The sequence below is a fragment of the Ruegeria sp. BB5 genome (genome assembly GCF_056539405.1).
The window spans coordinates 44,574-68,083 of the sequence record NZ_JBQFUX010000001.1; the positions used below are offsets into that span (position 1 = coordinate 44,574).

22 protein-coding genes are annotated in these 23,510 nt (G+C 58.2%); 17 read left to right on the forward strand and 5 right to left on the reverse strand.

Annotated features, from left to right (window positions below; all coding sequences use genetic code 11):
• The first annotated feature begins 196 nt into the window (after positions 1 to 196).
• The 3 genes from dnaE to ACR0DL_RS00210 all read left to right on the forward strand — a co-directional run bounded on the left by dnaE (position 197) and on the right by ACR0DL_RS00210 (position 4,378).
• Positions 197 to 3,697, forward strand: a complete 3,501-nt coding sequence (gene dnaE / locus ACR0DL_RS00200; RefSeq protein WP_480687038.1) for a DNA polymerase III subunit alpha — start codon at positions 197 to 199, stop codon at positions 3,695 to 3,697.
• An 85-nt stretch (positions 3,698 to 3,782) separates the two neighbouring features.
• Positions 3,783 to 4,004, forward strand: a complete 222-nt coding sequence (locus ACR0DL_RS00205) for a YMGG-like glycine zipper-containing protein (protein ID WP_170347795.1) — start codon at positions 3,783 to 3,785, stop codon at positions 4,002 to 4,004.
• A 5-nt stretch (positions 4,005 to 4,009) separates the two neighbouring features.
• The gene (locus tag ACR0DL_RS00210) at positions 4,010 to 4,378 is read left to right on the forward strand and encodes a hypothetical protein (protein ID WP_480687040.1); all 369 of its coding nucleotides are present in this window, start codon (positions 4,010 to 4,012) and stop codon (positions 4,376 to 4,378) included.
• A 44-nt stretch (positions 4,379 to 4,422) separates the two neighbouring features.
• Here ACR0DL_RS00210 and ACR0DL_RS00215 read toward each other — a convergent pair whose 3' ends face one another.
• Both ACR0DL_RS00215 and ACR0DL_RS00220 read right to left on the reverse strand, forming a co-directional pair.
• Positions 4,423 to 5,181 (reverse strand): SDR family NAD(P)-dependent oxidoreductase, encoded by a 759-nt coding sequence (locus tag ACR0DL_RS00215; protein ID WP_170347796.1) that lies wholly within the window; start codon positions 5,179 to 5,181, stop codon positions 4,423 to 4,425.
• A 105-nt stretch (positions 5,182 to 5,286) separates the two neighbouring features.
• On the reverse strand, positions 5,287 to 5,481 hold the full coding sequence (locus ACR0DL_RS00220) for a SlyX family protein (protein WP_480687042.1): 195 nt from the start codon (positions 5,479 to 5,481) through the stop codon (positions 5,287 to 5,289).
• 126 nt (positions 5,482 to 5,607) lie between these two features.
• Between ACR0DL_RS00220 and hisS the strand changes: the two genes are divergently transcribed.
• From hisS to hisG, 3 genes are read left to right on the forward strand one after another with little or no spacing between them, the layout of a single operon-like run.
• Positions 5,608 to 7,095: a histidine--tRNA ligase gene (gene hisS, locus ACR0DL_RS00225; protein ID WP_226688787.1), complete on the forward strand. Its 1,488-nt coding sequence runs from the start codon at positions 5,608 to 5,610 to the stop codon at positions 7,093 to 7,095.
• A gap of 3 nt (positions 7,096 to 7,098) precedes the next feature.
• Complete coding sequence (locus tag ACR0DL_RS00230; RefSeq protein WP_480687044.1) at positions 7,099 to 8,187, forward strand: ATP phosphoribosyltransferase regulatory subunit; 1,089 nt, start codon at positions 7,099 to 7,101, stop codon at positions 8,185 to 8,187.
• Complete coding sequence (gene hisG / locus ACR0DL_RS00235) at positions 8,184 to 8,873, forward strand: ATP phosphoribosyltransferase (RefSeq protein ID WP_170347800.1); 690 nt, start codon at positions 8,184 to 8,186, stop codon at positions 8,871 to 8,873. Before ACR0DL_RS00230 ends, hisG begins: the two co-directional genes overlap by 4 nt.
• Here hisG and ACR0DL_RS00240 read toward each other — a convergent pair whose 3' ends face one another.
• The gene (locus tag ACR0DL_RS00240) at positions 8,874 to 9,305 is read right to left on the reverse strand and encodes a DUF1489 family protein (protein ID WP_480687046.1); all 432 of its coding nucleotides are present in this window, start codon (positions 9,303 to 9,305) and stop codon (positions 8,874 to 8,876) included.
• A 129-nt stretch (positions 9,306 to 9,434) separates the two neighbouring features.
• Between ACR0DL_RS00240 and ACR0DL_RS00245 the strand changes: the two genes are divergently transcribed.
• The 3 genes from ACR0DL_RS00245 (at position 9,435) to rpsD (ending at position 13,234) form a co-directional block, all read left to right on the forward strand.
• Positions 9,435 to 11,717 (forward strand): adenosylcobalamin-dependent ribonucleoside-diphosphate reductase, encoded by a 2,283-nt coding sequence (locus ACR0DL_RS00245; protein WP_170347802.1) that lies wholly within the window; start codon positions 9,435 to 9,437, stop codon positions 11,715 to 11,717.
• 315 nt (positions 11,718 to 12,032) lie between these two features.
• The gene (locus tag ACR0DL_RS00250) at positions 12,033 to 12,410 is read left to right on the forward strand and encodes a hypothetical protein (RefSeq protein ID WP_480687048.1); all 378 of its coding nucleotides are present in this window, start codon (positions 12,033 to 12,035) and stop codon (positions 12,408 to 12,410) included.
• A 203-nt stretch (positions 12,411 to 12,613) separates the two neighbouring features.
• Entirely contained in the window at positions 12,614 to 13,234 is a 621-nt protein-coding gene (rpsD, locus tag ACR0DL_RS00255) for a 30S ribosomal protein S4 (protein WP_170347804.1), read from the forward strand.
• A gap of 124 nt (positions 13,235 to 13,358) precedes the next feature.
• Here rpsD and ACR0DL_RS00260 read toward each other — a convergent pair whose 3' ends face one another.
• Positions 13,359 to 13,820 (reverse strand): Lrp/AsnC family transcriptional regulator, encoded by a 462-nt coding sequence (locus tag ACR0DL_RS00260; protein ID WP_170347805.1) that lies wholly within the window; start codon positions 13,818 to 13,820, stop codon positions 13,359 to 13,361.
• A gap of 102 nt (positions 13,821 to 13,922) precedes the next feature.
• On the opposite strand from ACR0DL_RS00260, the gene ACR0DL_RS00265 reads away from it, so the two are divergent.
• The 4 genes from ACR0DL_RS00265 to ACR0DL_RS00280 all read left to right on the forward strand — a co-directional run bounded on the left by ACR0DL_RS00265 (position 13,923) and on the right by ACR0DL_RS00280 (position 18,233).
• Positions 13,923 to 15,338 carry an aminotransferase class V-fold PLP-dependent enzyme gene (locus ACR0DL_RS00265; protein ID WP_480687049.1) on the forward strand — a complete coding sequence of 472 codons (1,416 nt, stop codon included), beginning with the start codon at positions 13,923 to 13,925 and terminating at the stop codon, positions 15,336 to 15,338.
• A gap of 65 nt (positions 15,339 to 15,403) precedes the next feature.
• On the forward strand, positions 15,404 to 16,489 hold the full coding sequence (hisC, locus tag ACR0DL_RS00270; RefSeq protein ID WP_480687051.1) for a histidinol-phosphate transaminase: 1,086 nt from the start codon (positions 15,404 to 15,406) through the stop codon (positions 16,487 to 16,489).
• Positions 16,486 to 17,406 (forward strand): prephenate/arogenate dehydrogenase family protein, encoded by a 921-nt coding sequence (locus tag ACR0DL_RS00275; protein ID WP_480687053.1) that lies wholly within the window; start codon positions 16,486 to 16,488, stop codon positions 17,404 to 17,406. Before hisC ends, ACR0DL_RS00275 begins: the two co-directional genes overlap by 4 nt.
• Positions 17,403 to 18,233 (forward strand): extensin-like domain-containing protein, encoded by an 831-nt coding sequence (locus tag ACR0DL_RS00280; protein WP_170360565.1) that lies wholly within the window; start codon positions 17,403 to 17,405, stop codon positions 18,231 to 18,233. Before ACR0DL_RS00275 ends, ACR0DL_RS00280 begins: the two co-directional genes overlap by 4 nt.
• Here ACR0DL_RS00280 and ACR0DL_RS00285 read toward each other — a convergent pair.
• Entirely contained in the window at positions 18,230 to 19,231 is a 1,002-nt protein-coding gene (locus tag ACR0DL_RS00285; protein ID WP_170547934.1) for a DUF2125 domain-containing protein, read from the reverse strand. The genes ACR0DL_RS00280 and ACR0DL_RS00285 overlap by 4 nt on opposite strands.
• A 67-nt stretch (positions 19,232 to 19,298) precedes the next feature.
• On the opposite strand from ACR0DL_RS00285, the gene ACR0DL_RS00290 reads away from it, so the two are divergent.
• From ACR0DL_RS00290 to ACR0DL_RS00305, 4 genes are all read left to right on the forward strand, one after another.
• Entirely contained in the window at positions 19,299 to 19,829 is a 531-nt protein-coding gene (locus ACR0DL_RS00290) for a gamma-glutamylcyclotransferase (protein WP_170547935.1), read from the forward strand.
• A gap of 69 nt (positions 19,830 to 19,898) precedes the next feature.
• On the forward strand, positions 19,899 to 21,077 hold the full coding sequence (locus tag ACR0DL_RS00295) for a biopolymer transporter ExbB (RefSeq protein ID WP_170347812.1): 1,179 nt from the start codon (positions 19,899 to 19,901) through the stop codon (positions 21,075 to 21,077).
• Between the two features lie 3 nt (positions 21,078 to 21,080).
• Positions 21,081 to 22,718 carry a peptidoglycan -binding protein gene (locus ACR0DL_RS00300; protein WP_170395376.1) on the forward strand — a complete coding sequence of 546 codons (1,638 nt, stop codon included), beginning with the start codon at positions 21,081 to 21,083 and terminating at the stop codon, positions 22,716 to 22,718.
• A 230-nt stretch (positions 22,719 to 22,948) separates the two neighbouring features.
• Positions 22,949 to 23,479, forward strand: a complete 531-nt coding sequence (locus ACR0DL_RS00305; RefSeq protein ID WP_170408963.1) for a phosphotransferase — start codon at positions 22,949 to 22,951, stop codon at positions 23,477 to 23,479.
• Positions 23,480 to 23,510 lie beyond the last annotated feature (31 nt).

Below are 23,510 nucleotides of genomic sequence, written 5' to 3' on the forward strand. Positions count from 1 at the left end.
TAGGACCGTTTTGCGAAAAAACACCGGGTTTCTGTAATATTCAGGCATCTGAAATTAAAGTGTTTTCTGTCAATCCAACGAATTTCTGCCCGAAGCACCTTCTGTAAAAACCGAACAATCGGTTTTGATTTTTTGAGCTTTCAAAAGCATCGGTTCCCGCTTTTGCCGCGCCGCTGGCTGGGATAGCGTAGGCGGTATGAGCAGCACCACACGATTCATTCACCTCCGCGTTCACACCGAATATTCCCTGCTGGAAGGCGCCGTACGGCTGAAAAAACTGCCCGCATTATGCGAAAAAATGGAGATGCCAGCCGTCGCCGTGACCGACACCAACAGCATGTTCTCGGCTTTGGAGTTTTCGGTCACCGCAAGCGGGGCAGGGGTGCAACCGATTATGGGGTGCCAGGTTGATCTGACCTATGTGCAGGCACAGCCGGGTGAAAAGCCGAAAATCCCGGCTCCGCTGGTGCTGCTGGCGCAGTCCGAGGTCGGATATGAGAACCTGATGAAGCTGAGTTCCTGTCTTTATGTGGACAAGGGCGGACAGCTTCCACAGGTCACCTTGGAAGAACTGGCACAACACTCGGACGGCCTGATCTGCCTGACAGGTGGGCCGGACGGGCCGGTGGGTATGTTACTGCAGCAAGGCCAACGCCTGGCGGCTGAGGCTTTGGTGGATCGGCTGGCGGGCATGTTCCCTGATCGTCTTTACATCGAGTTGCAACGCCATCCGGGGGAGGGTGGCCAACCCGAGGCTGAACACCTGACCGAGCGTGGGCATGTCGAAATGGCCTATGCCAAGAACCTGCCGCTGGTCGCCACCAATGATGTCTTTTTTCCCACCTCGGACATGTACGAGGCCCATGATGCACTGATCTGTATTTCCGAAGGGGCGTATGTCGATCAGCAGGACGGACGCCGCCGTCTGACTGCGCAGCATTACTTCAAGTCGCAGCAGGAAATGGTGACACTGTTCGCCGATTTGCCCGAGGCGATCGAGAATACGGTGGAAATCGCCAAACGATGCGCCTTCATGGCCTATCGCCGTGACCCGATCCTGCCGAAATTCGCCGATGACGAGGTCGCCGAACTGCGCCGCATCGCCAATGAAGGTCTGCAAAAACGTCTGGTAGTTATCCCGCATGCGGTGACGCCCGAGGAATATCAGGAACGGTTGGATTTCGAACTGGACATCATCGAAGGCATGGGGTTTCCCGGCTATTTCCTGATCGTTGCTGACTTTATCCAATGGGCGAAAGACGAAGACATTCCGGTGGGGCCGGGGCGGGGTTCGGGTGCGGGCTCGCTGGTGGCTTATGCGCTGACGATCACGGACCTTGATCCGCTACGTTATTCACTGTTGTTCGAACGGTTCCTGAACCCCGAACGGGTTTCTATGCCCGACTTTGATATCGACTTTTGCATGGATCGCCGTGAAGAGGTGATCCGCTACGTGCAGCAGAAATACGGCCGCGATAAGGTTGGGCAGATTATCACTTTTGGTGCCTTGCTGTCCAAGGCCGCTGTGCGCGATATCGGGCGAGTGCTACAGATGCCCTATGGTCAGGTGGATCGTCTGTCCAAGATGATCCCGGTCGAAGGTGTCAAACCAGTCTCGATCGAAAAAGCGTTGAAAGACGAACCCCGCCTGCGCGAAGAGGCCCGCAGTGAAGAGGTCGTGGACCGGCTGCTTACCTATGGCCAGCAGGTCGAGGGTCTGTTGCGGAACGCCTCGACCCACGCGGCGGGGGTAGTGATTGGGGACCGTCCGCTGGACGCGCTGGTGCCGCTGTATCAAGATCCGCGTTCGGATATGCCTGCAACCCAATTCAATATGAAATGGGTGGAACAGGCCGGTCTCGTCAAGTTCGACTTCTTGGGTCTGAAAACCCTGACCGTAATCCAGAATGCGATGGATCTGATCTTCAAATCCGGGCGACCCCTGCACATCGCCGCCGATAGCACGGAACTGTATGAGCCCGCCGAGGGGGCCGAAAACCAGATCAACGCTATCCCGCTGGATGACGAAGCGACGTATAAGCTCTATTCAGCCGCCAAAACCGTAGCGGTGTTCCAGGTGGAATCGTCGGGTATGATGGATGCGCTGAAACGCATGAAGCCCACGTGTATTGAGGATATCGTCGCGCTTGTGGCGCTCTATCGCCCGGGGCCAATGGAGAACATCCCCACCTACTGCGAGGTCAAGAATGGGCTTCGCAAGATTGAATCCGTACATCCTCTGATCGACCACATCCTTGAGGAAACCCAAGGCATCATCGTCTATCAGGAACAAGTGATGCAGATCGCGCAGGTGATGGCTGGGTACAGCCTTGGTGGCGCGGACCTGTTGCGCCGCGCGATGGGTAAGAAGATCAAAGAGGCGATGGATGCCGAACGCCCCAAATTCGAAAAGGGCGCGGGTGAGAATGGCGTGGATGCCAAGAAAGCCTCTGAGGTTTTCGACCTGTTGGAAAAATTCGCCAACTATGGTTTCAACAAGTCCCACGCCGCCGCCTATGCGGTGGTCAGCTATCAAACCGGTTGGCTGAAGGCGAACCACCCGGTCGAGTTCATGGCGGGTGTCATGAACTGCGATATCCATCTGACCGACAAACTAGCCGTGTATTTCGAAGAGGTTCGCAAGGGGTTAGAGCTGCCCTACGTGCCGCCCTGCGTGAACCGATCTCTGTCAACCTTTGATGTAGTCGACGGGCAGTTGGTCTATGCGCTGGGCGCGCTCAAGAACGTGGGCGCCGAGGCCATGACCCTCGTGGTTGATGGCCGCGGCGACAAGCCATTCGTCAACCTGTTCGACTTTGCCCGCCGGGTGGACCTGAAGAAAGTCGGCAAACGCCCGCTTGAAATGCTGGCGCGGGCCGGGGCATTCGACCAGCTTGATAAAAACCGCCGCCGTGTGTTCGAAAGCCTTGATCCGCTGGTACAATACTCGGCGGCGATCCACGACCAAAAGAACTCGAACCAGGTATCATTGTTCGGTGAGGCTGGCGATGATCTACCCGAACCCCGCCTGTCGCAGACGCCGGACTGGCTGCCTGCAGAACGCCTAAGCGAAGAGTTCAAAGCCATCGGTTTCTATCTGTCCGGTCACCCGCTGGACGACTACATGCCCGCGCTGAAACGCAAGAAGGTCATGACATTGGATGAGGTGACGGAACAGGCGCGCTCGGGTCCGTTTATTGCCAAGATGGCCGGTGTGGTGTCTGGGCGTCAGGAACGCAAATCGGCCAAGGGCAACCGCTTTGCTTTTGCGCAATTGTCTGATCCAAGTGGGGCGTACGAGGTCACGCTGTTCTCGGAAACCCTGGAGAAATCGCGCGAGTTTCTAGAGACCGGATCGCAAGTGGTGCTGACCGTCAAAGCCGAAATGGAATCCGATCAGCTCAAGTTGCTTGCGAATTCTGTTGGGCCGGTTGATTCTGTAGTTGCCGAAGCAGGCGCAACGGGGTTGCGAATATTTGTTGACGTCCCCGAGGTGCTTCCGACGGTCGCCAAGGTTCTAGAAGACGCGGCTGGTGCAGCCAAGCGCGCGGCCAAAGGGCCGATCCACATCTGTCTGCTGGATCCCGGTCTGCCGGGGGATGTTGAGATGGATCTGGGACAGGATTTCCCAATCAATCCGCAGATCAAGGGGGCCATTAAATCTTTGGATGGCGTCACCATGGTCGAGGAAATCTGACCCACCCTTTTGTTGCCACAGTGTTTTTGCGCCGCTAGGCTGGACTTATGCCCCGTTTCGGGGTGTGTCACAGGAGGGCACAGCTATGGCAATTACAGCTATTGGGTTCAGAACATTTGCATTGGCAGCCGCTGCGTCACTGGCGGTGGCGTCCGGGTCGCTGGCAGATGACAAGGATGACAAGAAGAAAAAGCAAACGATCGAAGGGGCTTTGATCGGAGCGGGCGTGGGTGCGTTGATCGGCGACGGCAAGGGTGCAGCCATCGGTGGCGTGGCCGGGGCCATTATCGGACATAACTGGAAGTGATTGTGATGCGGTTTGTTAGATTCAGAATGCTTGTTTGCGCCGCGATCCTGGCGGCCCCGTGTTTGGCGACGGCCGATGAGACTGCTGAACAGATGGTCCAGGACGCATTGCCTTTGATGCACTATACCTGCGCCTCGATTGCCGAGGAGGCGGACGGGGATGAAGCCTTTGTTGTAGAGGTTGTTGGTAAGATGACGGCCCTATCGCTCTACAACCGCCAGATCAATATCGAAGATCACGCGACCACGGACGAAGAAAAGGCCCAACTGCGTGAAGCTTTCATAGCCGCACTGTCGGAAGGCTGCGCCGCGGATAAGCATGCCCTCTTGGGCGGGGTGGTCGACAATGCGGTGAAAACTACGCTGGGTCTGTGATCAACGGTTTTCCGTATCTCTGACCAGATTTCTGGATTGAGAATTCAGTCGGGTGACCGAAGTGCGGGCAGCCCGACGCCAGTGCTCTCGAACCCGCCATCGGACGCAATCACTTGGCCAGTTACATAGCTGGCCTTGTCCGAGCAAAGAAATAAGATCACCTGAGCGATCTCTTCTTCCGAACCATAACGGTTCAGCGGAATGGCGTCATGATACGCGTTGATGATTTCGGGTGTGTGAACGGCCATCGCCAGCTTGGTACGAACCGGGCCGGGACAGACGCAATTGGCTCGAATCCCGTATTCTCCCAATTCTGCGGCTTGCTGTTTGGTCAGGTGGATGACGCCAGCTTTTGAAGTGCCGTACGCAACACGTAGGGTGCTGGCCCGCAGTCCCGAGATCGAGGCGATATTGACAATAGAGCCCCGGCTTTCGCGAAGGGCTGGAATTGAAGCCTGTGAAACCAGAAACACACCGTCAAGATTGGTTTCCATGACGCGGCGCCACACCGCAAAGTCGTGTTGCTCGATTGGTCCAAATTCGGCGATACCCGCATTGTTCACCACGGCGTCAATTCGTCCAAAATTTGACATAACGGCCTGTATTGTATCGTCCACCTGATCTGGATCTGAAACATCGGCAACAATCGGCATCGTGCCATCAAGATTGCTCGCCGCCTCGGTCAATGCTTCCGCATCACGATCGACCATCGCCACGTGCCACCCGTCCTGGAGAAACAGTCTTGAGGTGGCCAGCCCAATACCGCGCGCGGCACCGGTAACCAGAGCGAGTTTTTTGACCATTAATTTTCTCCGGTTATTTGGTTGCTGTGAATGCAATCCGTTTCACCAATGAGACTGAAGAAATAGAATTTCAGCCTCTTGATAAAGGCGGTACACAAAAAGCGCTCAATAATGCGGCGGACGTTCGTCTCCGAACACAACACCACCTGATCCTTCCTGCGCCCGTTCGCCTTCGCGACGCATCAGCATCTCGACCCGGCGGGTCAGGCGGTCGATCTCGGATTGCTGGAGGGTGACAACCGTGTTTAGTTCTTCGACCGTGCGGGTCAGATGGGCGATCTGCTCTTCCAAATGCTGCATGGGAGACTCCTTCTTTGCCGGTCATAGCGACACGTGAGGCCCAAGGCCAGCGAAAGCGCGCCTTGCCCCGATGCGGACCATGGGATAGACCGCGCGCGGAACACTAAACGCCCAAGGACGCCCCACATGGCCAAGCCCAAGAAACAGCCCCGCCCCAAGGCAGTAACGCCAAAAGGGTTCCGCGACTATTTCGGCCAGGAAGTCACGCAGCGCACCGAGATGCTGCGGGCTATTGCGGACGTCTATCATCGATATGGTTTTGATGCCTTAGAGAGCAGCGCGGTTGAGACCGTTGAGGCGCTGGGCAAGTTCCTTCCCGACGTAGATCGCCCGAACGAGGGTGTATTCGCGTGGCAGGAAGTGGACGAGAATGACAAGGGCGACTGGATGGCCCTGCGCTATGACCTGACCGCGCCACTAGCCCGTGTCTATGCGCAGCACCGCAATGATCTACCGACACCTTATCGCCGCTATGCGATGGGCCCGGTCTGGCGCAACGAAAAGCCGGGTCCGGGACGCTATCGTCAGTTTTATCAGTGTGACGCGGATACTGTGGGTACGGCCTCGATGGCGGCCGATGCCGAGATTTGCGCCATGTTGTCGGACACGCTGGAAACCGTGGGCATCCCGCGCGGCGACTACTTGGTACGGGTGAACAACCGCAAAGTTCTGAACGGCGTGCTTGAGGCGATGGGTCTGGGCGAAGACGCTGCTGCCCGCGACAATGTCCTGCGCACCATCGACAAGTTCGACAAGGTGGGTGAGCAGGGCGTGCGCGCGTTGCTGACCAAAGGCCGTCTGGATGCCTCGGGGGCGTTTATCGACGGCGTGGGCCTCAGCGACGATCAGGCCGAACCAGTGATTGCTTTCCTGACTTCGAAAGCCGCAGACACCGCTGGGACATTGGCCAACCTTCGTGCTGCTGTCGGTGACAGCAAGATCGGTGCCGATGGTATTGCCGAACTGGAACAGATCGGCGCGTTGCTGGATGCGGGCGGCTACGGTGCGGATCGGATAGAGATTGACCCTTCAGTCGTGCGTGGCCTCGGTTACTATACCGGGCCGGTGTATGAGGCCGAACTGACCTTTGAGATTTTCGACGAGAAGGGCCGCAAGCGACAGTTCGGGTCGGTCTCTGGCGGTGGTCGCTATGACGATCTGGTCAAGCGATTTACCGGGCAGGAAGTGCCTGCGACCGGTATTTCCATCGGCGTCGACCGATTGCTGGCCGCGTTGCGCGAAAAGGGTCGGATCGCTGCGCAGGCGACAGGCCCCGTCGTTGTGACTGTCATGGACCGGGATCGGATGGCCGACTATCAGACCATGGTGGCCGAGCTGCGCAATGCTGGCATCCGGGCCGAGGTCTATCTGGGCAATCCCAAGAACTTTGGCAATCAGCTGAAATATGCGGATAAGAGAAACTCTCCGATCGCGGTGATTGAAGGCGGCGATGAAAAGGCCAATGGCATCGTACAGATCAAAGACCTGATCCTGGGTGCGAAGATCGCCGAAAGCGCCACGCTGGAGGAATGGAAAGAACGCCCAAGCCAGTTTGAAGTGCCGCGTGGCGATCTGGTCGCCAAGGTGCGCGAAATTCTGGACAGTCAGGACTGATCCATGGCCAACCGTTCCCAGATACAAGCCCGCGCCGCGATGATGCGGGTCCGGTTCGAGGCCGCTGGCGCACAGGTCGTCGACCCACCCCTGTTGCAACCAGCCGAAACGCTGCTGGACCTCTATGGCGAAGATATCCGTGCCCGCGCCTATGTGACCTCGGATGCGCTGCGCGGCGAACAGATGTTGCGCCCAGATTTCACGCTGCCAGTCGTGCAGATGCACATGAGCGATGGGGCTGAACCCGCGCGCTATACTTATTCCGGTGAGGTGTTCCGCCGTCAGGAGCACGACCCAGATCGGTCAAACGAATACATTCAGGTGGGGTACGAGGTCTTTGACCGCGATGATCCCTCGGGTGCAGATGCCGAGGTTTTTTCGTTGTTCGCCCTTCAGCTGCGCGGGCTGCCGTTGCGTGCGGCGACCGGCGATATTGGTATCCTGATGGCTGCAGTTCAGGGCCTGCGCACCACGGATCGCCGCAAGGCCGCTCTGATGCGGCACCTGTGGCATCCGCGTCGTTTCCGCAATCTGCTGGATCGGTTTGCAGGGCGCAAGCCGGTGCCAGAAGGCCGTGATGCCTTGCTGGATTCCCAGGACCCGCTGGCCATGGATGTGCCGATGATCGGCAAACGCCGCGCAAGCGAGATTGAGGCGCGGATCGAAGCCTTGCGCGAAGACCGCGACACCCCGCCGATTTCCGACAGCGAACTAGGCGGGTTAGAAACCTTGCTCAACGTGCGCGAAACCATGCCTTTTGCGTTAGAGCAACTGCGCGATGTGGCGGTAGACCTGCCGCAGATTACCCCGGCGCTGGACCGTCTTGAGACACGCGTGGCCGCATTGCAGGCGCGTGGCGTCGATGTCGAGCGGCTGGACTTCGAAGCTGCCTATGGCCGTACTTCCATGGAATATTACGACGGGTTCGTCTTTGGCTTTTATGCCGAGGGACGCCCGGACCTGCCTCCGGTTGCCACAGGCGGGCGGTATGATGCGCTGACCCGGCAATTGGGCAATGGTGCTGAAATCCCTGCCGTGGGTGGCGTGCTGCGCCCTGACCTGATCCTGGAAATCGAGGAGGGCGCGCAATGAGCCTGAAACTGGGCGTGCCCTCGAAGGGCCGGTTGATGGAGAAAACCTTCTCGTGGTTTGAAAAGCGCGGCATTACCCTGTCGCGCAGTGGTTCGGACCGGGAATATGCCGGTAAGGTCGAAGGGATTGAGGGCGTATCGCTGATTCTGCTGTCTGCAGGGGAAATTCCGCGCGAACTGGCGGCTGGGCGCATTCATCTGGGCGTGACCGGTATTGATCTGGTGCAGGAAAAGCTGCCGCGCTGGGAACAGCAGGTGGAAGAGGTGTCACAGCTGGGCTTCGGTAAGGCTGACCTGATCATTGCGACACCGGCCTGCTGGGTGGATGTCGACACGCTGGACGATTTGGACGCTGCTGCAGCGGCCTTTCGTAAAACCCATGGCCATCGGCTGAGGATTGCCACCAAGTACCACCGGCTGGTGCGCGAGTTTCTGACCGATGCGGGCGTCGCCGATTACACCTTGGTGGATAGCCAGGGCGCGACCGAAGGCACGGTGATGAATGAAACGGCCGAAGCGATTGCCGATATCACCTCGACGGGTGAAACACTCCGCGCCAATCACCTGAAGATTCTGTCGGACGGAGTGATCTTACGGTCGCAGGCGACTCTGTGGCGCAGCAGGGTGCCCAACTATTCAGCCGATGACAAAGCGGTTCTATCCAAGTTACTGGATCACCTGACCTGATCAAAGCACTCCGATTTCGGCCAGCGCGCGGTTCAAATCATCGGGCAGGGCGTCGTCCTGCTCGCGTCCTTGTGGCAGATCGGCAGGGGTGTCTTCAGGTTTTAAATAGCGCCAACCCTGAAACGGGCGCTTCAGAGCGGTTTGCGTACGGTGCACCTCGGGGTCCAGTACGATGGCGCAACGGCGGATGCCGTCCTCACCGCGCACCTCATCCAGCCGCAGGATGCGCTGACGGCATTGGATTACACCCTTGATCACCCAATAAATTGACCCGCCGTTCAAAATCTCGGACTCGCGCTTGGGCCACATGCGGGTGACATGGCGCGGGCAACCATCCTCGTACAGCGGTTTACGGCTGTCCTGCCACGCGATCAGCGTGTCTACACTTTCCGATCCGACCGAGAGTTTTATCAGGTTTACGTACTTATCCACAGCTTTCCCACAGAGTCGTCCCAAGGTCCACCTTTATATTGTAGCCTGATGACCGGCGTCATCAAGGTGTTGTGGTGGACGTGTGATTTAGGATAGTCTGGATACCTCTTTCAGTACAGGGAATCACCAATGAGCCGCTTTGCCGCCCCCATCGCCGAGCAGATCTGGGACATGAAATACCGCTTCAAACAGGCGGATGGCACACCGATCGACCAGACAGTCGAAGACAGCTGGCGGCGCATTGCCCGCGATTTGGCACGAGTGGAAAAAGATCAGGGGCATTGGGAAGATAAGTTCTTTGAAGCGCTGGAAGATTTCAAATACCTGCCCGCAGGTCGTATCACTGCGGGCGCAGGTACTGCACGGCAGGTGACCCTGTTCAACTGTTTTGTCATGGGAACCGTTCCCGACAGCATGGGCGGTATCTTTGACATGCTGAAAGAGGCTGCGTTGACCATGCAGCAGGGTGGGGGGATCGGCTATGATTTCTCGACCATCCGCCCACGTGGGGCTGATGTGCATGGGGTGGCCGCCGATGCCTCGGGGCCGTTGTCGTTCATGGATGTGTGGGACGCGATGTGCCGCACTATCATGTCGGCGGGTTCGCGCAGGGGTGCGATGATGGCCACCATGCGCTGCGATCACCCGGATATCGAACAGTTTATCACAGCCAAATCCGACCCGGCCCGCCTGCGCATGTTTAATATGTCGGTGCTGGTGACCGACCCCTTCATGGAAGCCGTCAAAGCCGACGGCCCGTGGGATCTGGTCTTTGGCGACAAGGTCTATCACACCGTTCAGGCGCGCGATCTGTGGAACAAAATCATGCAGGCCACCTATGACTATGCCGAGCCGGGCGTGATCTTCATCGACCGCATCAACCAGGCCAACAACCTGAGCTATGTGGAAACCATCGCCGCCACCAACCCATGTGGTGAACAGCCCCTGCCGCCATATGGCGCGTGTCTGCTGGGCTCGATCAACCTTGCGCGATTGGTAGCTGAACCTTTTGAGGATGCGGCACACCTGGATGAGGCCGCATTGCAGGATCTGGTCGCCACCGCCGTACGCATGATGGACAATGTGGTCGACGCGTCGAAATTCCCGCTGCCGGAGCAGGCGGCCGAAGCGCAAGCCAAACGCCGCATCGGGCTGGGTGTGACAGGTCTGGCCGATGCATTGTTGATGAAGGGCCTGCGCTATGGCTCGGACGAGGCGGCGCGTCAGACTGAGCGCTGGCTGCACGCGATCGCCCGCGCCGCGTATCTGGCGTCGGTGGACTTGGCGAAGGAAAAAGGGGCGTTCCCCCTGTTCGATGCCGAGAAATTCCTGGCCAGCGGCACGATGCAGCAAATGGACGAGGATGTGCGCGATGCGATCCGTGAACATGGCATCCGCAATGCATTGCTGACCTCGATTGCGCCCACGGGAACGATTTCCCTTTACGCTGGGAACGTGTCATCGGGAATCGAGCCGGTCTTTGCTTATGCCTATACGCGCAAAGTTCTGCAGAAAGACGGCTCGCGCACCGAGGAAGAGGTGGTGGATTATGCCGTGCAGATGTGGCGTGACAAGTTCGGGGACGCGGAATTACCCGACTATTTCGTCAATGCGCAGACGCTACCACCGTCCGATCACGTCAAGATGCAGGCCGCGGCGCAGAAATGGATCGACAGTTCGATTTCCAAGACGATCAACTGCCCCGAGGACATCAGCTTTGACGCGTTCAAGGATGTATACATGCAGGCGTGGGATCAGGGGTGCAAAGGCTGCACCACCTATCGACCGAATGACGTGACCGGGTCGGTGCTGACCGTTTCGGAAAGTGCCGACACTGCGCCGGGCGAAAGCGCCGCTGCGCCGCATGAGGTCGATGGAGGCGAAGTCGTGTACATGTCCGAGCCTTTGGATCGTCCGCAGGCGTTGGAGGGGTCGACCTATAAACTGAAGTGGCCCGATAGCGAGCACGCGATCTATCTGACCATCAATGACATTGTCATCGGCGGCCGGCGTCGCCCGTTCGAGGTGTTCATCAACTCGAAGAACATGGAACACTACGCTTGGACGCTGGCGCTAACCCGGATGATCTCGGCCGTGTTCCGGCGGGGCGGGGATGTGTCCTTTGTGGTCGAAGAGTTGAAGGCTGTGTTTGACCCGCGCGGCGGAGCCTGGGTTCAGGGCAAATACATCCCGTCGATCCTGGCCGCGATTGGTGGCGTGATCGAGCAGCACCTGATCAATATCGGCTTTCTTGAAGGGGAAGGCATGGGGCTGAAATCCGACCCTCAGGCGCAGGTGGTCAATATGGATGCGCCACGCGGCAAAGCCTGTCCGTCCTGTGGTCAATTCGATATGGTGATGATCGAAGGTTGCATGACCTGCCGCAGTTGCGGGCATTCCAAGTGTGGCTGAGTTAGAAATCCTAAAGCAACAAAAGTTGATCGATTCTGGCGGGAAAATACCCCGCCAGAAGTCAATAGTTGAATCTCAAAGGCCACAATTTCGTTAACATTACATTAACGTCTCTTTTCCGCCTTAATTTACGTTGATAAGGGTAGCCCAGTACGCAGTGATGGGTTTAAGGGTACAGGCGGTAATATGAGAACCGGAAAAAGCGGTCGTATAGCCATTTCTTGGAGGCAAACGGAAATCGATGGACTTGAGGCAGCGCCCTTGTCCTTTTTGAGCGTCGGAGCTGCCTGGTCGTGGCGAGGACAGGCACGATTTTTGAAGAATTCCTCTGTGCAGATGCTGGAAGGAGCCGAAGACATTGGTTCCGACTTAGCGACGCTGAGCCATTGCGCGCATGTTCAAAACCTTTCAGAGGAAGCGAGTGGCCTGCTTGTGTTGACCAACGGTGCGCAAACTTTCACAGCGGCGTTGTTCCCAGTTGCTGGCGAATCAGCCCCGATACTGGTCTTCGAAGGGGATTGCCCGGAGCGGGATCAGGATTTCTGGATTAGTGAAGTCGCCGAATTTGCGGGCCAGGGGAACGAAGCAACCGGGATGGATGAGACTGTCATAGCGTTCCCATCCCGATCCACTCCGGTCCTGGATGATCAAGATCAGCAGAGGGCGGTTTCTGTCGGACGCAGAGCTGACTGACCCGCAGGTAAACCTCGATTTCAATGGAAATTCCAATGTTGCATGGCATGGTGTGTTGACTCTGCCGGTTTCGCGGATATAAGCGCGGCTTCATTGGTGTTGGTGGCCCCCGCAAGGGGATGCCTGTCATGGGGGAAACCTCAAGAGGACAACGCCCTTCATAGTGGTCCGTCTGGACCTCGACCTTAAGAAGGAGATCAGCCGTGACCAAACGCACGTCTGCCAAGCACAAAATCGACCGCCGGATGGGCGAAAACATCTGGGGTCGTCCGAAATCCCCGGTCAACCGCCGCGAATACGGCCCCGGCCAGCACGGTCAGCGCCGCAAGGGTAAACTGTCGGACTTCGGTCTGCAGCTGCGCGCCAAGCAGAAGCTGAAAGGTTACTATGGCGACCTGACCGAGAAACAGTTCCGCCGCATCTACGCAGAAGCCGTCCGTGTGAACGGTGATACTGGTGAAAACCTGATCGGTCTGCTGGAGCGCCGTCTGGACGCTGTTGTTTACCGCGCCAAGTTCGTGCCGACCGTGTTTGCCGCACGTCAGTTCGTGAACCACGGACACGTCAAAGTGAACGGCAAGCGGGTCAACATCCCCAGCTACCGCGTCAAAGAAGGCGACGTAATCGAAGTACGTGACAAGTCCAAGCAGCTGGCTGTTGTTCTGGAAGCCGTTGCTTTGGCCGAGCGTGATGTGCCTGACTACATCGACGCGGACCACTCGAAAATGACCGCGACTTTCGTGCGCGCACCGGGTCTGGGCGATGTGCCGTACCCGGTCATGATGGAGCCGAACCTGGTCGTCGAATTCTACGCGAAGAACTAATCTTCGCCGAGACGCAAAATTTAAAGGGCCGCGCTTTCAGCGCGGTCTTTTTTTGTTTGTAGGGGCTCTGCCCCAGTCGATGCGCGACTCCCCCGAGGTATTTTTGGCCATATGAAAAAGCGGATCAGATAGGCAAGGGGCGACCTTCGGCGATTGCTTCCATCGCGAAATACGAGGTCACGCTGTCCAGTTCGACTTTTTCGATCAGGCGTTGATAGACCTTGTCATATGACGCCATGTCCTCGGTCACGACCTTCAATTGATAGTCATAGTCGCCACCAATCCGGTGGAAATCCACCACTTCGGGGATGGTCAGTACGTGGCTGCGAAATGCTTGCAACCAGTCGGCCGAGTGATGCCGGGTGCGCAGCATAACAAAAACCACAAGGCTTAGCCCCAACTTCTCGCGGGCAATTCGTGCGGTTGAGCCGGTAATCACGCCATCCTCATTCAGTGCCTTCAACCGCCGCCAACAGGCGTTCTGCGACAGCCCGACCCGATCGGCCAGTTCGCGTTGGGACAAGGTCGCGTCTGTTTGCAGCTCACGCAGGATGCGTTTATCAATTTGATCTATTTTTTCCGCCATTCTTGATCATATGACACAAATTTTTAAAAATCTATCAAAAGAACGGTGAAGTTTACTCAGGCAAAAGCAATCACATTGGTAGGGCAATACGGAGACTATGCCATGACCCTGTCCAAATTTCGCGCAGACATCCTGTCCACCACTCGCAATTCAAGCCTGCGCGACGGGCTGATCGGAGAGAACGTTCTGATCCCGGGTCTGCATGGGGATGTGCCGCTGGTTTATGCGGATTACGTCGCTTCGGGCCGTGCGCTGCGGCAGGTTGAGGATTTTGTCACCGAACAGGTGCTGCCTTTTTATGCCAACAGCCACACCGAGGCCTCCTATTGCGGTTCATACATGACTCGGTTGCGCCGCGAGGCGCGTGCAGAGATTGCCCGCATCGTTGGCGCGAGGGGAGAAGACGCGGTGATATTTACCGGGTCCGGCGCTACTGCGGGTCTGAACCGGCTGGTCAGCTTGTTGGGTGTGGATGCGGCTGACCGGCCGGTCGTTTTGATTGGGCCGTACGAGCATCATTCGAACATTTTGCCGTGGCGTGAAAGCAAGGCACAGGTGATCGAGATTCCTGAAGCTATTGGAGGTGGGGTTGATCTGGCGGCGCTGGAGCAGGTTCTGATCGACAATGCTGCATCGGATCTGATCATCGGGTCGTTTTCGGCTGCGTCGAATGTAACCGGAATCATTACCGACCCGGATCCGATCACCCGACTGCTCAAGGCGCATGGCGCCGTTTCGGTCTGGGATTACGCAGGCGGTGGTCCTTATCTGCCGATGGACATGGGGCCAGAGGATGCGCGCAAGGATGCTATCGTTGTGTCTCCGCATAAGTTTCCGGGCGGGCCGGGGGCGTCGGGTGTTCTGATCGTCAATCAGACCGTCGTGCGCCGCACATGCCCCAGTTGGCCCGGTGGTGGCACGGTCAGTTTTGTTTCGCCCTGGCGGCACGACTACAGCGAGGACCTGGCCACGCGCGAAGAGGCCGGAACACCCAACGTGGTCGGAGACATCCGCGCGGCGCTGGCCTTTATCGTCAAGGATGTTGTCGGCACTGATGAGATCGCCGAAAAAGAGGCGCAGTTTAACCGTATGGCGCTGGACGGGTGGGGTGATAACCCGAACCTGACCTTGCTGGGCGTTGATAACCCGCATCGTCTGCCGATCTATTCCTTCCTTGTGCGGGATAACTCTGGCCAGCCGGTTCATCAGCAACTGTTCACCCGGATGCTTAGCGATATTTATGGCATTCAGGCGCGCGGCGGCTGTGCCTGTGCGGGGCCATATGCGCACCGTCTTCTGGGGATCGACCGCGCAACCTCGGATGAATTGCACGCGGCTCTGTCCGCAGGGGAAGAGATGAAGAAACCCGGCTGGGTGCGGCTGAACTTCTCGTATTTGATGAGCGAAGAGACCGTTCAGTTCATCATCGACAGTGTTAATGACCTGTCCCACCGGACCGAAGAGTTCGTACCATTCTACAACGCTGACCCGGCAACGGCCCGCTTCAAAGCGGCGTGACGGAATTGCCGCTTTTCTCAACGCGTTGAGACGGGTATGAGAGGCTCCAATTAACGGAGCCTCTTATGACCAAGATCACCCCTCAACCCGGCATTATGGACATCGCGCTGTATCAGGGCGGCCAGTCGCATGTGGCCGGGGTCGAGCGTGTGATCAAGCTCAGCTCTAACGAAAACCCGTTCGGGCCCAGCCCCAAGGCGATTGAGGCGGTGCGCGACAGTGCAGTGACCTTGCATCGTTATCCCAGCACCGACCACGCTAGCCTGCGTGCCGCGATCGGGGAACGTCACGCGCTGGACCCCGCGCGGATTATCTGCGGTGTGGGCAGTGACGAGGTGCTGCAATTCGTGGCGCAAGCCTATGCCGGGCCGGGGGATGAGGTCATTTACACCGAGCACGGGTTTTCCATGTACCCGATTATCGCCCGCATGGCCGGGGCAACGCCGGTCATGGTGCCGGAACGGGATCGTCATGTGGACGTAGACAACATCCTTGCCGCGGTTACCGAGCAAACGCGCATCGTGTTCGTCACCAATCCGGGCAATCCGACCTCGACTATGATCGGCGAGGCGGACCTTGTGCGGTTGGCCGAAGCTTTGCCGCAAAGCTGTCTGGTGGTCATTGACGGAGCCTATGCAGAATTCGTCGACGGGTTCGATGGTGGTGCGTCTTTAGTGGATCGGTTCGAGAACGTGATCATGACCCGTACGTTTTCCAAGATCTATGGGCTGGGCGGAATGCGGGTCGGTTGGGGCTATGCCGAGCAATCGATCATCGACGTGCTGAATCGTGTGCGCCAGCCGTTCAACCTGTCTCTGACCGCGTTGGCTGCGGCCGAAGCGGCGGTGAAAGACGACGACTACCTGACCTTCTGTCACGGCGAAAACGCCCGGCTGCGCGTTTGGCTTTCGGAAGAACTTGCCAAGATTGGCGTGCCTACAGACCCGTCTTGCACCAATTTCATACTGGCCCGTTTCACCGATCAGGCAGAGGCCGAGGCCTGTGACGATTACCTCAAGACGCAGGGTTTGATCGTGCGCCGTGTGGCGGGTTACAACCTGCCCAACGCCTTGCGGGTTACCGTGGGCGATGAAGAGGCATGCCGCCGTGTCGTTGCGGCCATCACCGCATTCAAAGGGGGCGCCGCATGAGCCAGGTATACGACCGCGTCGCACTGATCGGGCTGGGCCTGATTGCGTCGTCCATGTTCTGGGCCATCAAACGCGCGGGTCTTGCGGGTGAGGTCACCGGCTATGCCCGGTCCGAGGCCACACGCGATACTGCCCGTCGGATAAGCCTGTGCGACCGCGTCTGTGACACGGTGCAAGAGGCGGTTGAGGGTGCGGATTTGGTAGTGCTTTGCGTACCCGTCGGCGCAATGGGGACGGTCGCGCAAGAAATCGCACCAGTCCTGAAACCGGGCGCGACAGTGACCGATGTGGGCTCGGTCAAGCGGCACGTGATAGAGGCGGTCTCGCCCCATATTCCCGAAGGAGTGCATTTCATACCGGCGCACCCGCTGGCAGGGACCGAGCATTCCGGCCCCGAATCCGGGTTTGCCGAACTGTTCGATAATCGCTGGAGCCTGCTGGTGCCGGTTGAAGGTTCGGACCCGGACGCCATCGCCCGTTTGCGTGCGCTTTGGGAAGGAATGGGCGCGAATGTGGATGAGATGGACGCGGACCACCACGATCTGGTTCTGGCCGTGACCTCACATGCGCCGCACCTGATTGCCTATACGATGGTGGGGGTTGCAGACGATCTGCGCCGCGTCACCGATAGCGAGGTCATCAAGTATTCGGCCGCTGGTTTTCGGGACTTCACCCGCATCGCGGCGTCGGACCCGACCATGTGGCGCGATGTGTTCCTGACCAACAAAGACGCGACCCTGGAAATCCTCGGGCGCTTTACCGAGGAGCTTTTTGCGCTGCAACGTGCTATTCGCACCGGCGATGGCGAACATCTGTTTGACTATTTCACTCGTACCCGCGCGATCCGGCGTGGGATTATCGATGCGGGGCAGGATACGGATGCGCCTGATTTCGGACGGGGAAAGGCGAACCCATGAAACGCGGCTGGAGGTTCCTCGCGATTGGATATTTGGCGGTCTGCGCCACAGTGTCCAACGCGGCGCCTCCTGAACAGTCGCTCGTTCCTATGGCGCGGCCCGCAACGACCGCTGTTCTGGCTTTTGCCAGCCCGTTGCCCAATGTGAAGACACGGCCTGTATTGCGCCCTGAGTCGCCGCAGGTCTTAGCCGTGGCAGCGCGCCCCTCGGAATTGCCGTTGCTGGGGCCGGATACCTCGTTGATGCCGTATCTGCGGCCCAAGGAATTGGAACAGGAGGCGTTGTTCAAGAAACGCAAACTGCGCAAAACTTCGGTCTGTGGAGATATCGCTATTCAGGGCAAGCCTGTCGGAAATGTGCCCGGTCGTATCAAGGCCTGCGGCATCAAGGATGCTGTGCAAATCACCTCGGTTTCAGGTGTGGTGCTCAGCCGCCCGTCGACGATGGATTGTGGGACGGCGATAGCGTTGAACAAATGGGTCGACAAAACGGTCAAACCCACCTTCAAACGGCGCGGTCCGGTGGCCGAGCTTCAGATTGCTGCCCATTACGCCTGTCGGACCCGAAACAATCAAAAAGGGGCCAGAATTTCGGAGCATGGCAAAGGCCGGGCAATCGACATTTCGGGTTTTAAGATGGCAGACGGAGAGGTCGTGACCGTTCTGAACGGCTGGCGCAAGAACCCGTCAAAACGTCAGCTGACCAAAGTCTGGCGCGGGGCGTGCGGTCCGTTTGGCACGGTTCTGGGGCCGAATGCGGACCGGTACCACCGCGATCATTTCCACCTGGATACGGCACGTCACCGTCGTGGGCCGTATTGCCGTTAACGCAGGATCAGACGCGGCGCGGGGCCTAAAGGGATAGGGCCCAAGGCGACAAACCCATCACGGAAATTCAGTTGCACGTCCAACGCATTGGGGTTGCCACCAAGCCCTGCCAGAAAATTCAGTGTCGTGGTCACAGGGTCCACCGCCTGATCGGGCAGGGCGCCTGCCGCGTTGGCCATGGCGATCATGTCGCGCCAGTTTTCGGCCCGGATCGCGATTTCTCCGATGGGAATGCCCTGCGGGTCTACGTCCAGCTCTCCGGTTGCGAACAGGCGCAGCGCGCCCCATTTCATTTCAGCCAGGCGCAAGTCCAGCTTAACCGGTTGCGGTCTGCTTTGTTCCAGCGCGGATCGATCCCATGCCTTGTCGAAAGTGGCCGTCAGGTCCAGCTCTAGCGTTTCAAACGCTTGCGGCAGGGTAGTGGCCGAACGCATCAGTTCGCGCAGGTCATCGCCGGGGGTGAAGCCGTCGGCCTGCGCGCTGATCACATATGCCTCGGGGGTGGCGGTCTGTTCCATCACAAGGGCCAATGTGTTGCCCCCGGCCAAAGCCTCAGACTCATCAGTGATCGACCACGGCCCGGCAGTCAGAGCCATCTTTTCCAACATAAGCGCCACGCCGGGTTGCAGTTGCAACTCAGCTTGCAGGTCGGCGGCCTGAATGGTCGCGGTTTGATCGAAATAAGACAGGCGCTGCGGCGTGCCGGCAAAACGCAGCACTTGTCGACCAGGCCAGATTGCCGGGCTTTGGAATTCGATCCAGTCCGCGCTCCAGGCGGTGCCATTGACCGGATCGGCCAGCGCCGGGTTATTCAGGCGCGTCATGTGGTTCAGTGGATACCCGGCAGATTCAACGTCTGAAAAATCAGCCTGCCAGCCCTGTTCCTGCTGTTTGTCAAACCATGTGGTGATCGCGTTGCGCAGGCCGAAGCCGGCGACGAACCAATAGACGCTCCAGATTACAGCGATGAAAATGATTACCCGTATCAGACCGCGCATGGCAGTTCGCCCTTTTTCCCACCTCGGAATTGATGTTTATAGACGCAAACGGGCAAGGACCAGTGCTATGACGATGTGGGTTTTCGGATATGGATCGCTGCTGTGGAATCCGGGCTTTCCGGTGGCCCGCAGCGAACGCGCCACACTGAACGGTTATGCGCGGTCCTTTTGCATGAGCTCGATCCACCATCGCGGTACTGAAGACCATCCTGGTCTGGTTCTGGCGCTGGACGAACAGGCCGACGCCGATTGCAAGGGGCTGGCTCTGGCGGTTGAGGCAGGACACGAAGACCGCACCCTGCATGAATTGCGCGAGCGCGAGCTGATCTCGTCGGCCTATGTTGAGAAGATGCTGGACCTGCACCTGGACAGCGGCGAAGTTGTGAATGCCGTGACTTACGTGATCGACGCCGATCATGTGCAGTATTGCGGCGGTATCCCTCTGGAAGAGCAGGCCCAGATAATCGCCCATGCGGTCGGCGGGCGGGGGCCAAACACCGAATACCTCTATAACACCGCCGAACATTTGGCCGAGATCGACCTGCGCGACCCCGATCTTGAGTGGTTGGCGCAACGTGTGCGTGATATCACCGCATAAACCCTTGGCGTCACCGGTATAAGTTCGCTAGATTCAGCGCAGAGCAGGCAAAAACCGGGAACCACGCGCATGGCGCAGGCACATCAGGGCGCGAGACCTCATTTCTCGCATCCCATTCGACAGATTGTTATGATGTTGGTCGCAATAGGTCTGGCCGGGTTGGGCGTCTTTATGGCTTTGCCCTATGTGATGCCGGTGATTGAGGCCAACCCATACCTGAACGGCTTTATCATCCTGGTGTTCATCATCGGTGTTTTCGCCTGTTTCTTTCAGGTGACTCAACTGATCGGCTCTGTCCGATGGATCGAGGCGTTTGTGGGCGGTGTTGTGCGCGAAGATGCCCGCACACCGCAATTGCTGGCACCGTTGGCATCCCTGCTGCGCGAACGGGGCGCGCGGTCTCAGATCAGCTCAACCTCGACACGGTCCATTCTGGATTCAGTCGCAGAACGGGTCGAGGAAGAACGTGAGATCACCCGTTATATCACCAACGTCCTGATCTATCTGGGTCTTTTGGGCACGTTCTTCGGGCTGGCCACCACGGTTCCCGCCATCGTGGACACAATCCGCAGCCTTAACCCGCAGGAAGGTGAAGAGGGGCTGGCCGTATTCAACCGCCTTATGGTCGGGCTGGAATCGCAGCTGCAGGGCATGGGCGTGGCTTTCGGGTCTTCGTTGTTGGGTCTGGCTGGATCGCTGATCGTTGGTCTGTTGGAATTGTTTGCGGGCCATGGACAGAACCGGTTCTACCGCGAGCTTGAGGAATGGTTATCCTCGATCACCCGCGTTGGCTTCGGGGCCAGCGATGAAGGTGGCGCTGAACTGGCGGTTCTGACGCCAGTATTGGATGCCATGTCCGAACAGATGAACGCACTGCAGGATCTGTTTTCAGCGCAAGAGGCTGATCGCGCTGCGGTGTCGTCCAAACTGGGCCAATTGGCGGATTCGATCGGCGAAATGAACGTGCGACAGTCCGATACCGAGGGCGTGACAGCTGCCTTGGAACGGGTTGCGCTTGGGCAGGACGCCCTGCTGGATCACATGCGCGAACAGGGCGCTGGTGACGGGATAGACGCCGAAAGCCGTATGCGCCTGCGCTCGATGGATGTGCAGTTGCTTCGTATTCTCGAAGAAATCTCGGCTGGCCGTCAGGAAAGCATGAGCGAGTTGCGCAAGGATATCGAATTGCTGGTCAAAGCCCTTACCTTACCCCGAGGCGCCGTGCGTACTGCTCCGGAAGGAGAGTAATCCATGGCTCTGTCCCGACGCACCGGTCAACGGTTTCAAGGTTCGGTCTGGCCCGGTTTCGTGGATGCGATCACCGGGCTCCTGATGGTGCTGACATTTGTGCTGACGATCTTCATGGTCGTGCAGTTTGTGCTGCGTGAGACTATTTCCGGGCAAGAGGACGAACTGACAGCCTTGTCGGATGAGGTTGCGGCGCTGGCCGGAGCGTTGGGGCTGGAAGAACGGGAAAACAGCCGGTTGCAAGCGCGGTTGGGTGTGTTGAACTCGACTCTGTCGCAGGTAGAGAACGAACTGGTGCAAGCGCAGATCCAACTGACCGATTTTGAGGCTCAGGTCGCGGCGCTGCTGGTAGAGCAAGAGCGCGCACAGGGTCAAATCGCCGAGTTGGTTGATGAGCAGGGCGCGTTGAATCTGGCCTTGGCGCAAAGCCGCGCTGAGATCGATGAACAGACCGAAGCCGCGCGTCTGGCTGCAGCGCAACGCGAGGCGCTGGAAGCCTTGGTTGCTGATCTGGAACAAAGCGATGCGGCGCAGTCCACGCGGATTTCTGAGCTAGAAGAACAACTGAGCACCGAAGAGGCTGCCAAGCTGGCTGAGGCCGCCGCCGCCGAAAATCTGCGCAACCGATTGCTGAACGCGGATGCTGAACTGACGGCCATGACCTTGGCGCTGGAAGCGCAGCGTAAAGAGGCTGAAGAGACCTTGACACTGTTGGCCGCTGCACAGGCTGCAAAAGCCGAATTGGAACGGCAGTTTGGGGCCTTGAACGCAGAAGAATTGCGAGCCCAGCTTGAGGCGGCTTTGGCAGCTCGAACCGAGGCTCAGGCTGAAGCGCAGGAACAACGCTCATTGGCCGAAGAACGCGCGGCCTTGCTGACCGTTGCGCGTGATACGCTGTCGAATGAGCAGGCGATTTCGGAAAAAGCGCAGCGCGAAACGGCATTGCTCAATCAGCAAATGGCTGCACTGCGCGAACAATTGGGTGGGTTGCAGGCGTTGCTGGACGATTATCAGGAGCGCAATGCTGCTGCCGATATTCGTATCCAGACGCTGGGTCAGGACCTGAATGCAGCGTTGGCGCGGGCCGCCTCGGAAGAACGTCGCCGCCGACTGCTGGAAGAGGCCGAGCGCGTTCGCCTGGAGGCCGAGGCCGAAGAACTGGCAGCACAGGCCGAGGACCTGCAGCGTTACCGTTCTGAGTTCTTCGGTCGTTTGCGCGATGTCCTGGGCGATGAAGAAGGCGTGCGGATCGAAGGAGACAGGTTTGTTTTCTCATCCGAGGTGCTGTTCGACACAGGATCAGCTACGCTGTCGCCGGTCGGGCGGCAAGAGGTCGCCAAGGTGGCCAATATCCTGCGCAGTGTAGCGGCAGAAATTCCCGAGGGTCTGAACTGGGTCATCCGTGTCGATGGCCACACGGACAATGTACCTCTGGCCGGGACGGGCCGGTATCGCGACAATTGGGAACTCAGCCAGGGCCGGGCGCTTTCGGTGGTGCGATACATGGTCGAAGCGCTGGGTATCCCGCCGAACCGGCTGGCCGCCAACGGGTTTGGTGAGTTCCAGCCTGTCAATCCCGCCGATACCCCCGAAGCCCGCGCCCAGAACCGCAGGATCGAGTTGAAATTGACTGAGCGTTAAATCGCTACAATGGGCTTTTTCAGGCAGACGAAAGTGGCTTCGATCCGCCGCAATTTTAGCTCGCGCTGGGTGAAAGGCGAGTGTGATGCCCCTATATCTGCACCATAGGTTGAGCAGGTACGGATTTGAACAAATTGGCAGTTGAATTGCAAAGCGCGGTTGATGAAGCCCTGCAAGCACCTTATCGGCGTGTGGCCCGGTTTGAGACCTTAAAAGGAACCCCGTTTTGGATGAAGCGCATTGAGCGGTCTGCGCCTCTGCTTTGGCTGGTAAAGGGAACTCCGAATATGGCGTTCGACCGGGACCGGTGTTCACATCATTTCCTGTGGCACAGCGGTGTGCCAGTCCCGGCAATTGTGACCGAAGGTACGGACTACTTTGTGCTTGAAGATGCTGGCGCCAGTCTGACTGACATCTGCAAGTCTAACTCTTTGACCGCTGAGGAAAAAGAAAAGGCATGTCATGCGGCGGGGCAAGCGTTGGCACGCTTGCATTCAATCGACCTAGCCCACGGGCGCCCGGCTTTTCGGGATATGTGCTGGGACGGGCAGCAAATTCGTTTCATTGATCTCGAATACTTTGTGCAAACCAGGGCCGGGCGCATTCGCAAAGCCAGGGACGTTGGAATCGCGTTGGTGTCCGCTTTGTCTCAGAGTTTCGACGGGCTGCGTTATGCTCAAGTCTTTCTGTCGGCCTATCGGGCTTCACGGCGCCGTCGATCAGAGTATTTTCACAGCCCGCATCCACAGCGCACCAAATAAATATAAAAAAACCCGCCATTGAAGGCGGGTT

What these genes read in the sequence shown, in the direction of transcription:
- ACR0DL_RS00205 (WP_170347795.1), top strand. Translation starts at nt 3,783, where the DNA reads ATGGCAATTACAGCTATTGGGTTCAGAACATTTGCATTGGCAGCCGCT.
- ACR0DL_RS00210 (WP_480687040.1), top strand. Translation starts at nt 4,010, where the DNA reads ATGCGGTTTGTTAGATTCAGAATGCTTGTTTGCGCCGCGATCCTGGCG.
- ACR0DL_RS00275 (WP_480687053.1), top strand. Translation starts at nt 16,486, where the DNA reads ATGAGCCAGGTATACGACCGCGTCGCACTGATCGGGCTGGGCCTGATT.
- ACR0DL_RS00295 (WP_170347812.1), top strand. Translation starts at nt 19,899, where the DNA reads ATGGCGCAGGCACATCAGGGCGCGAGACCTCATTTCTCGCATCCCATT.
- ACR0DL_RS00230 (WP_480687044.1), top strand. Translation starts at nt 7,099, where the DNA reads ATGGCCAACCGTTCCCAGATACAAGCCCGCGCCGCGATGATGCGGGTC.
- dnaE (WP_480687038.1), top strand. Translation starts at nt 197, where the DNA reads ATGAGCAGCACCACACGATTCATTCACCTCCGCGTTCACACCGAATAT.
- hisC (WP_480687051.1), top strand. Translation starts at nt 15,404, where the DNA reads ATGACCAAGATCACCCCTCAACCCGGCATTATGGACATCGCGCTGTAT.
- ACR0DL_RS00300 (WP_170395376.1), top strand. Translation starts at nt 21,081, where the DNA reads ATGGCTCTGTCCCGACGCACCGGTCAACGGTTTCAAGGTTCGGTCTGG.
- hisG (WP_170347800.1), top strand. Translation starts at nt 8,184, where the DNA reads ATGAGCCTGAAACTGGGCGTGCCCTCGAAGGGCCGGTTGATGGAGAAA.
- ACR0DL_RS00285 (WP_170547934.1), bottom strand. Translation starts at nt 19,231, where the DNA reads ATGCGCGGTCTGATACGGGTAATCATTTTCATCGCTGTAATCTGGAGC.
- ACR0DL_RS00245 (WP_170347802.1), top strand. Translation starts at nt 9,435, where the DNA reads ATGAGCCGCTTTGCCGCCCCCATCGCCGAGCAGATCTGGGACATGAAA.
- ACR0DL_RS00220 (WP_480687042.1), bottom strand. Translation starts at nt 5,481, where the DNA reads ATGCAGCATTTGGAAGAGCAGATCGCCCATCTGACCCGCACGGTCGAA.
- ACR0DL_RS00215 (WP_170347796.1), bottom strand. Translation starts at nt 5,181, where the DNA reads ATGGTCAAAAAACTCGCTCTGGTTACCGGTGCCGCGCGCGGTATTGGG.
- ACR0DL_RS00305 (WP_170408963.1), top strand. Translation starts at nt 22,949, where the DNA reads ATGAAGCGCATTGAGCGGTCTGCGCCTCTGCTTTGGCTGGTAAAGGGA.
- ACR0DL_RS00280 (WP_170360565.1), top strand. Translation starts at nt 17,403, where the DNA reads ATGAAACGCGGCTGGAGGTTCCTCGCGATTGGATATTTGGCGGTCTGC.
- hisS (WP_226688787.1), top strand. Translation starts at nt 5,608, where the DNA reads ATGGCCAAGCCCAAGAAACAGCCCCGCCCCAAGGCAGTAACGCCAAAA.
- ACR0DL_RS00290 (WP_170547935.1), top strand. Translation starts at nt 19,299, where the DNA reads ATGACGATGTGGGTTTTCGGATATGGATCGCTGCTGTGGAATCCGGGC.
- ACR0DL_RS00260 (WP_170347805.1), bottom strand. Translation starts at nt 13,820, where the DNA reads ATGGCGGAAAAAATAGATCAAATTGATAAACGCATCCTGCGTGAGCTG.
- ACR0DL_RS00265 (WP_480687049.1), top strand. Translation starts at nt 13,923, where the DNA reads ATGACCCTGTCCAAATTTCGCGCAGACATCCTGTCCACCACTCGCAAT.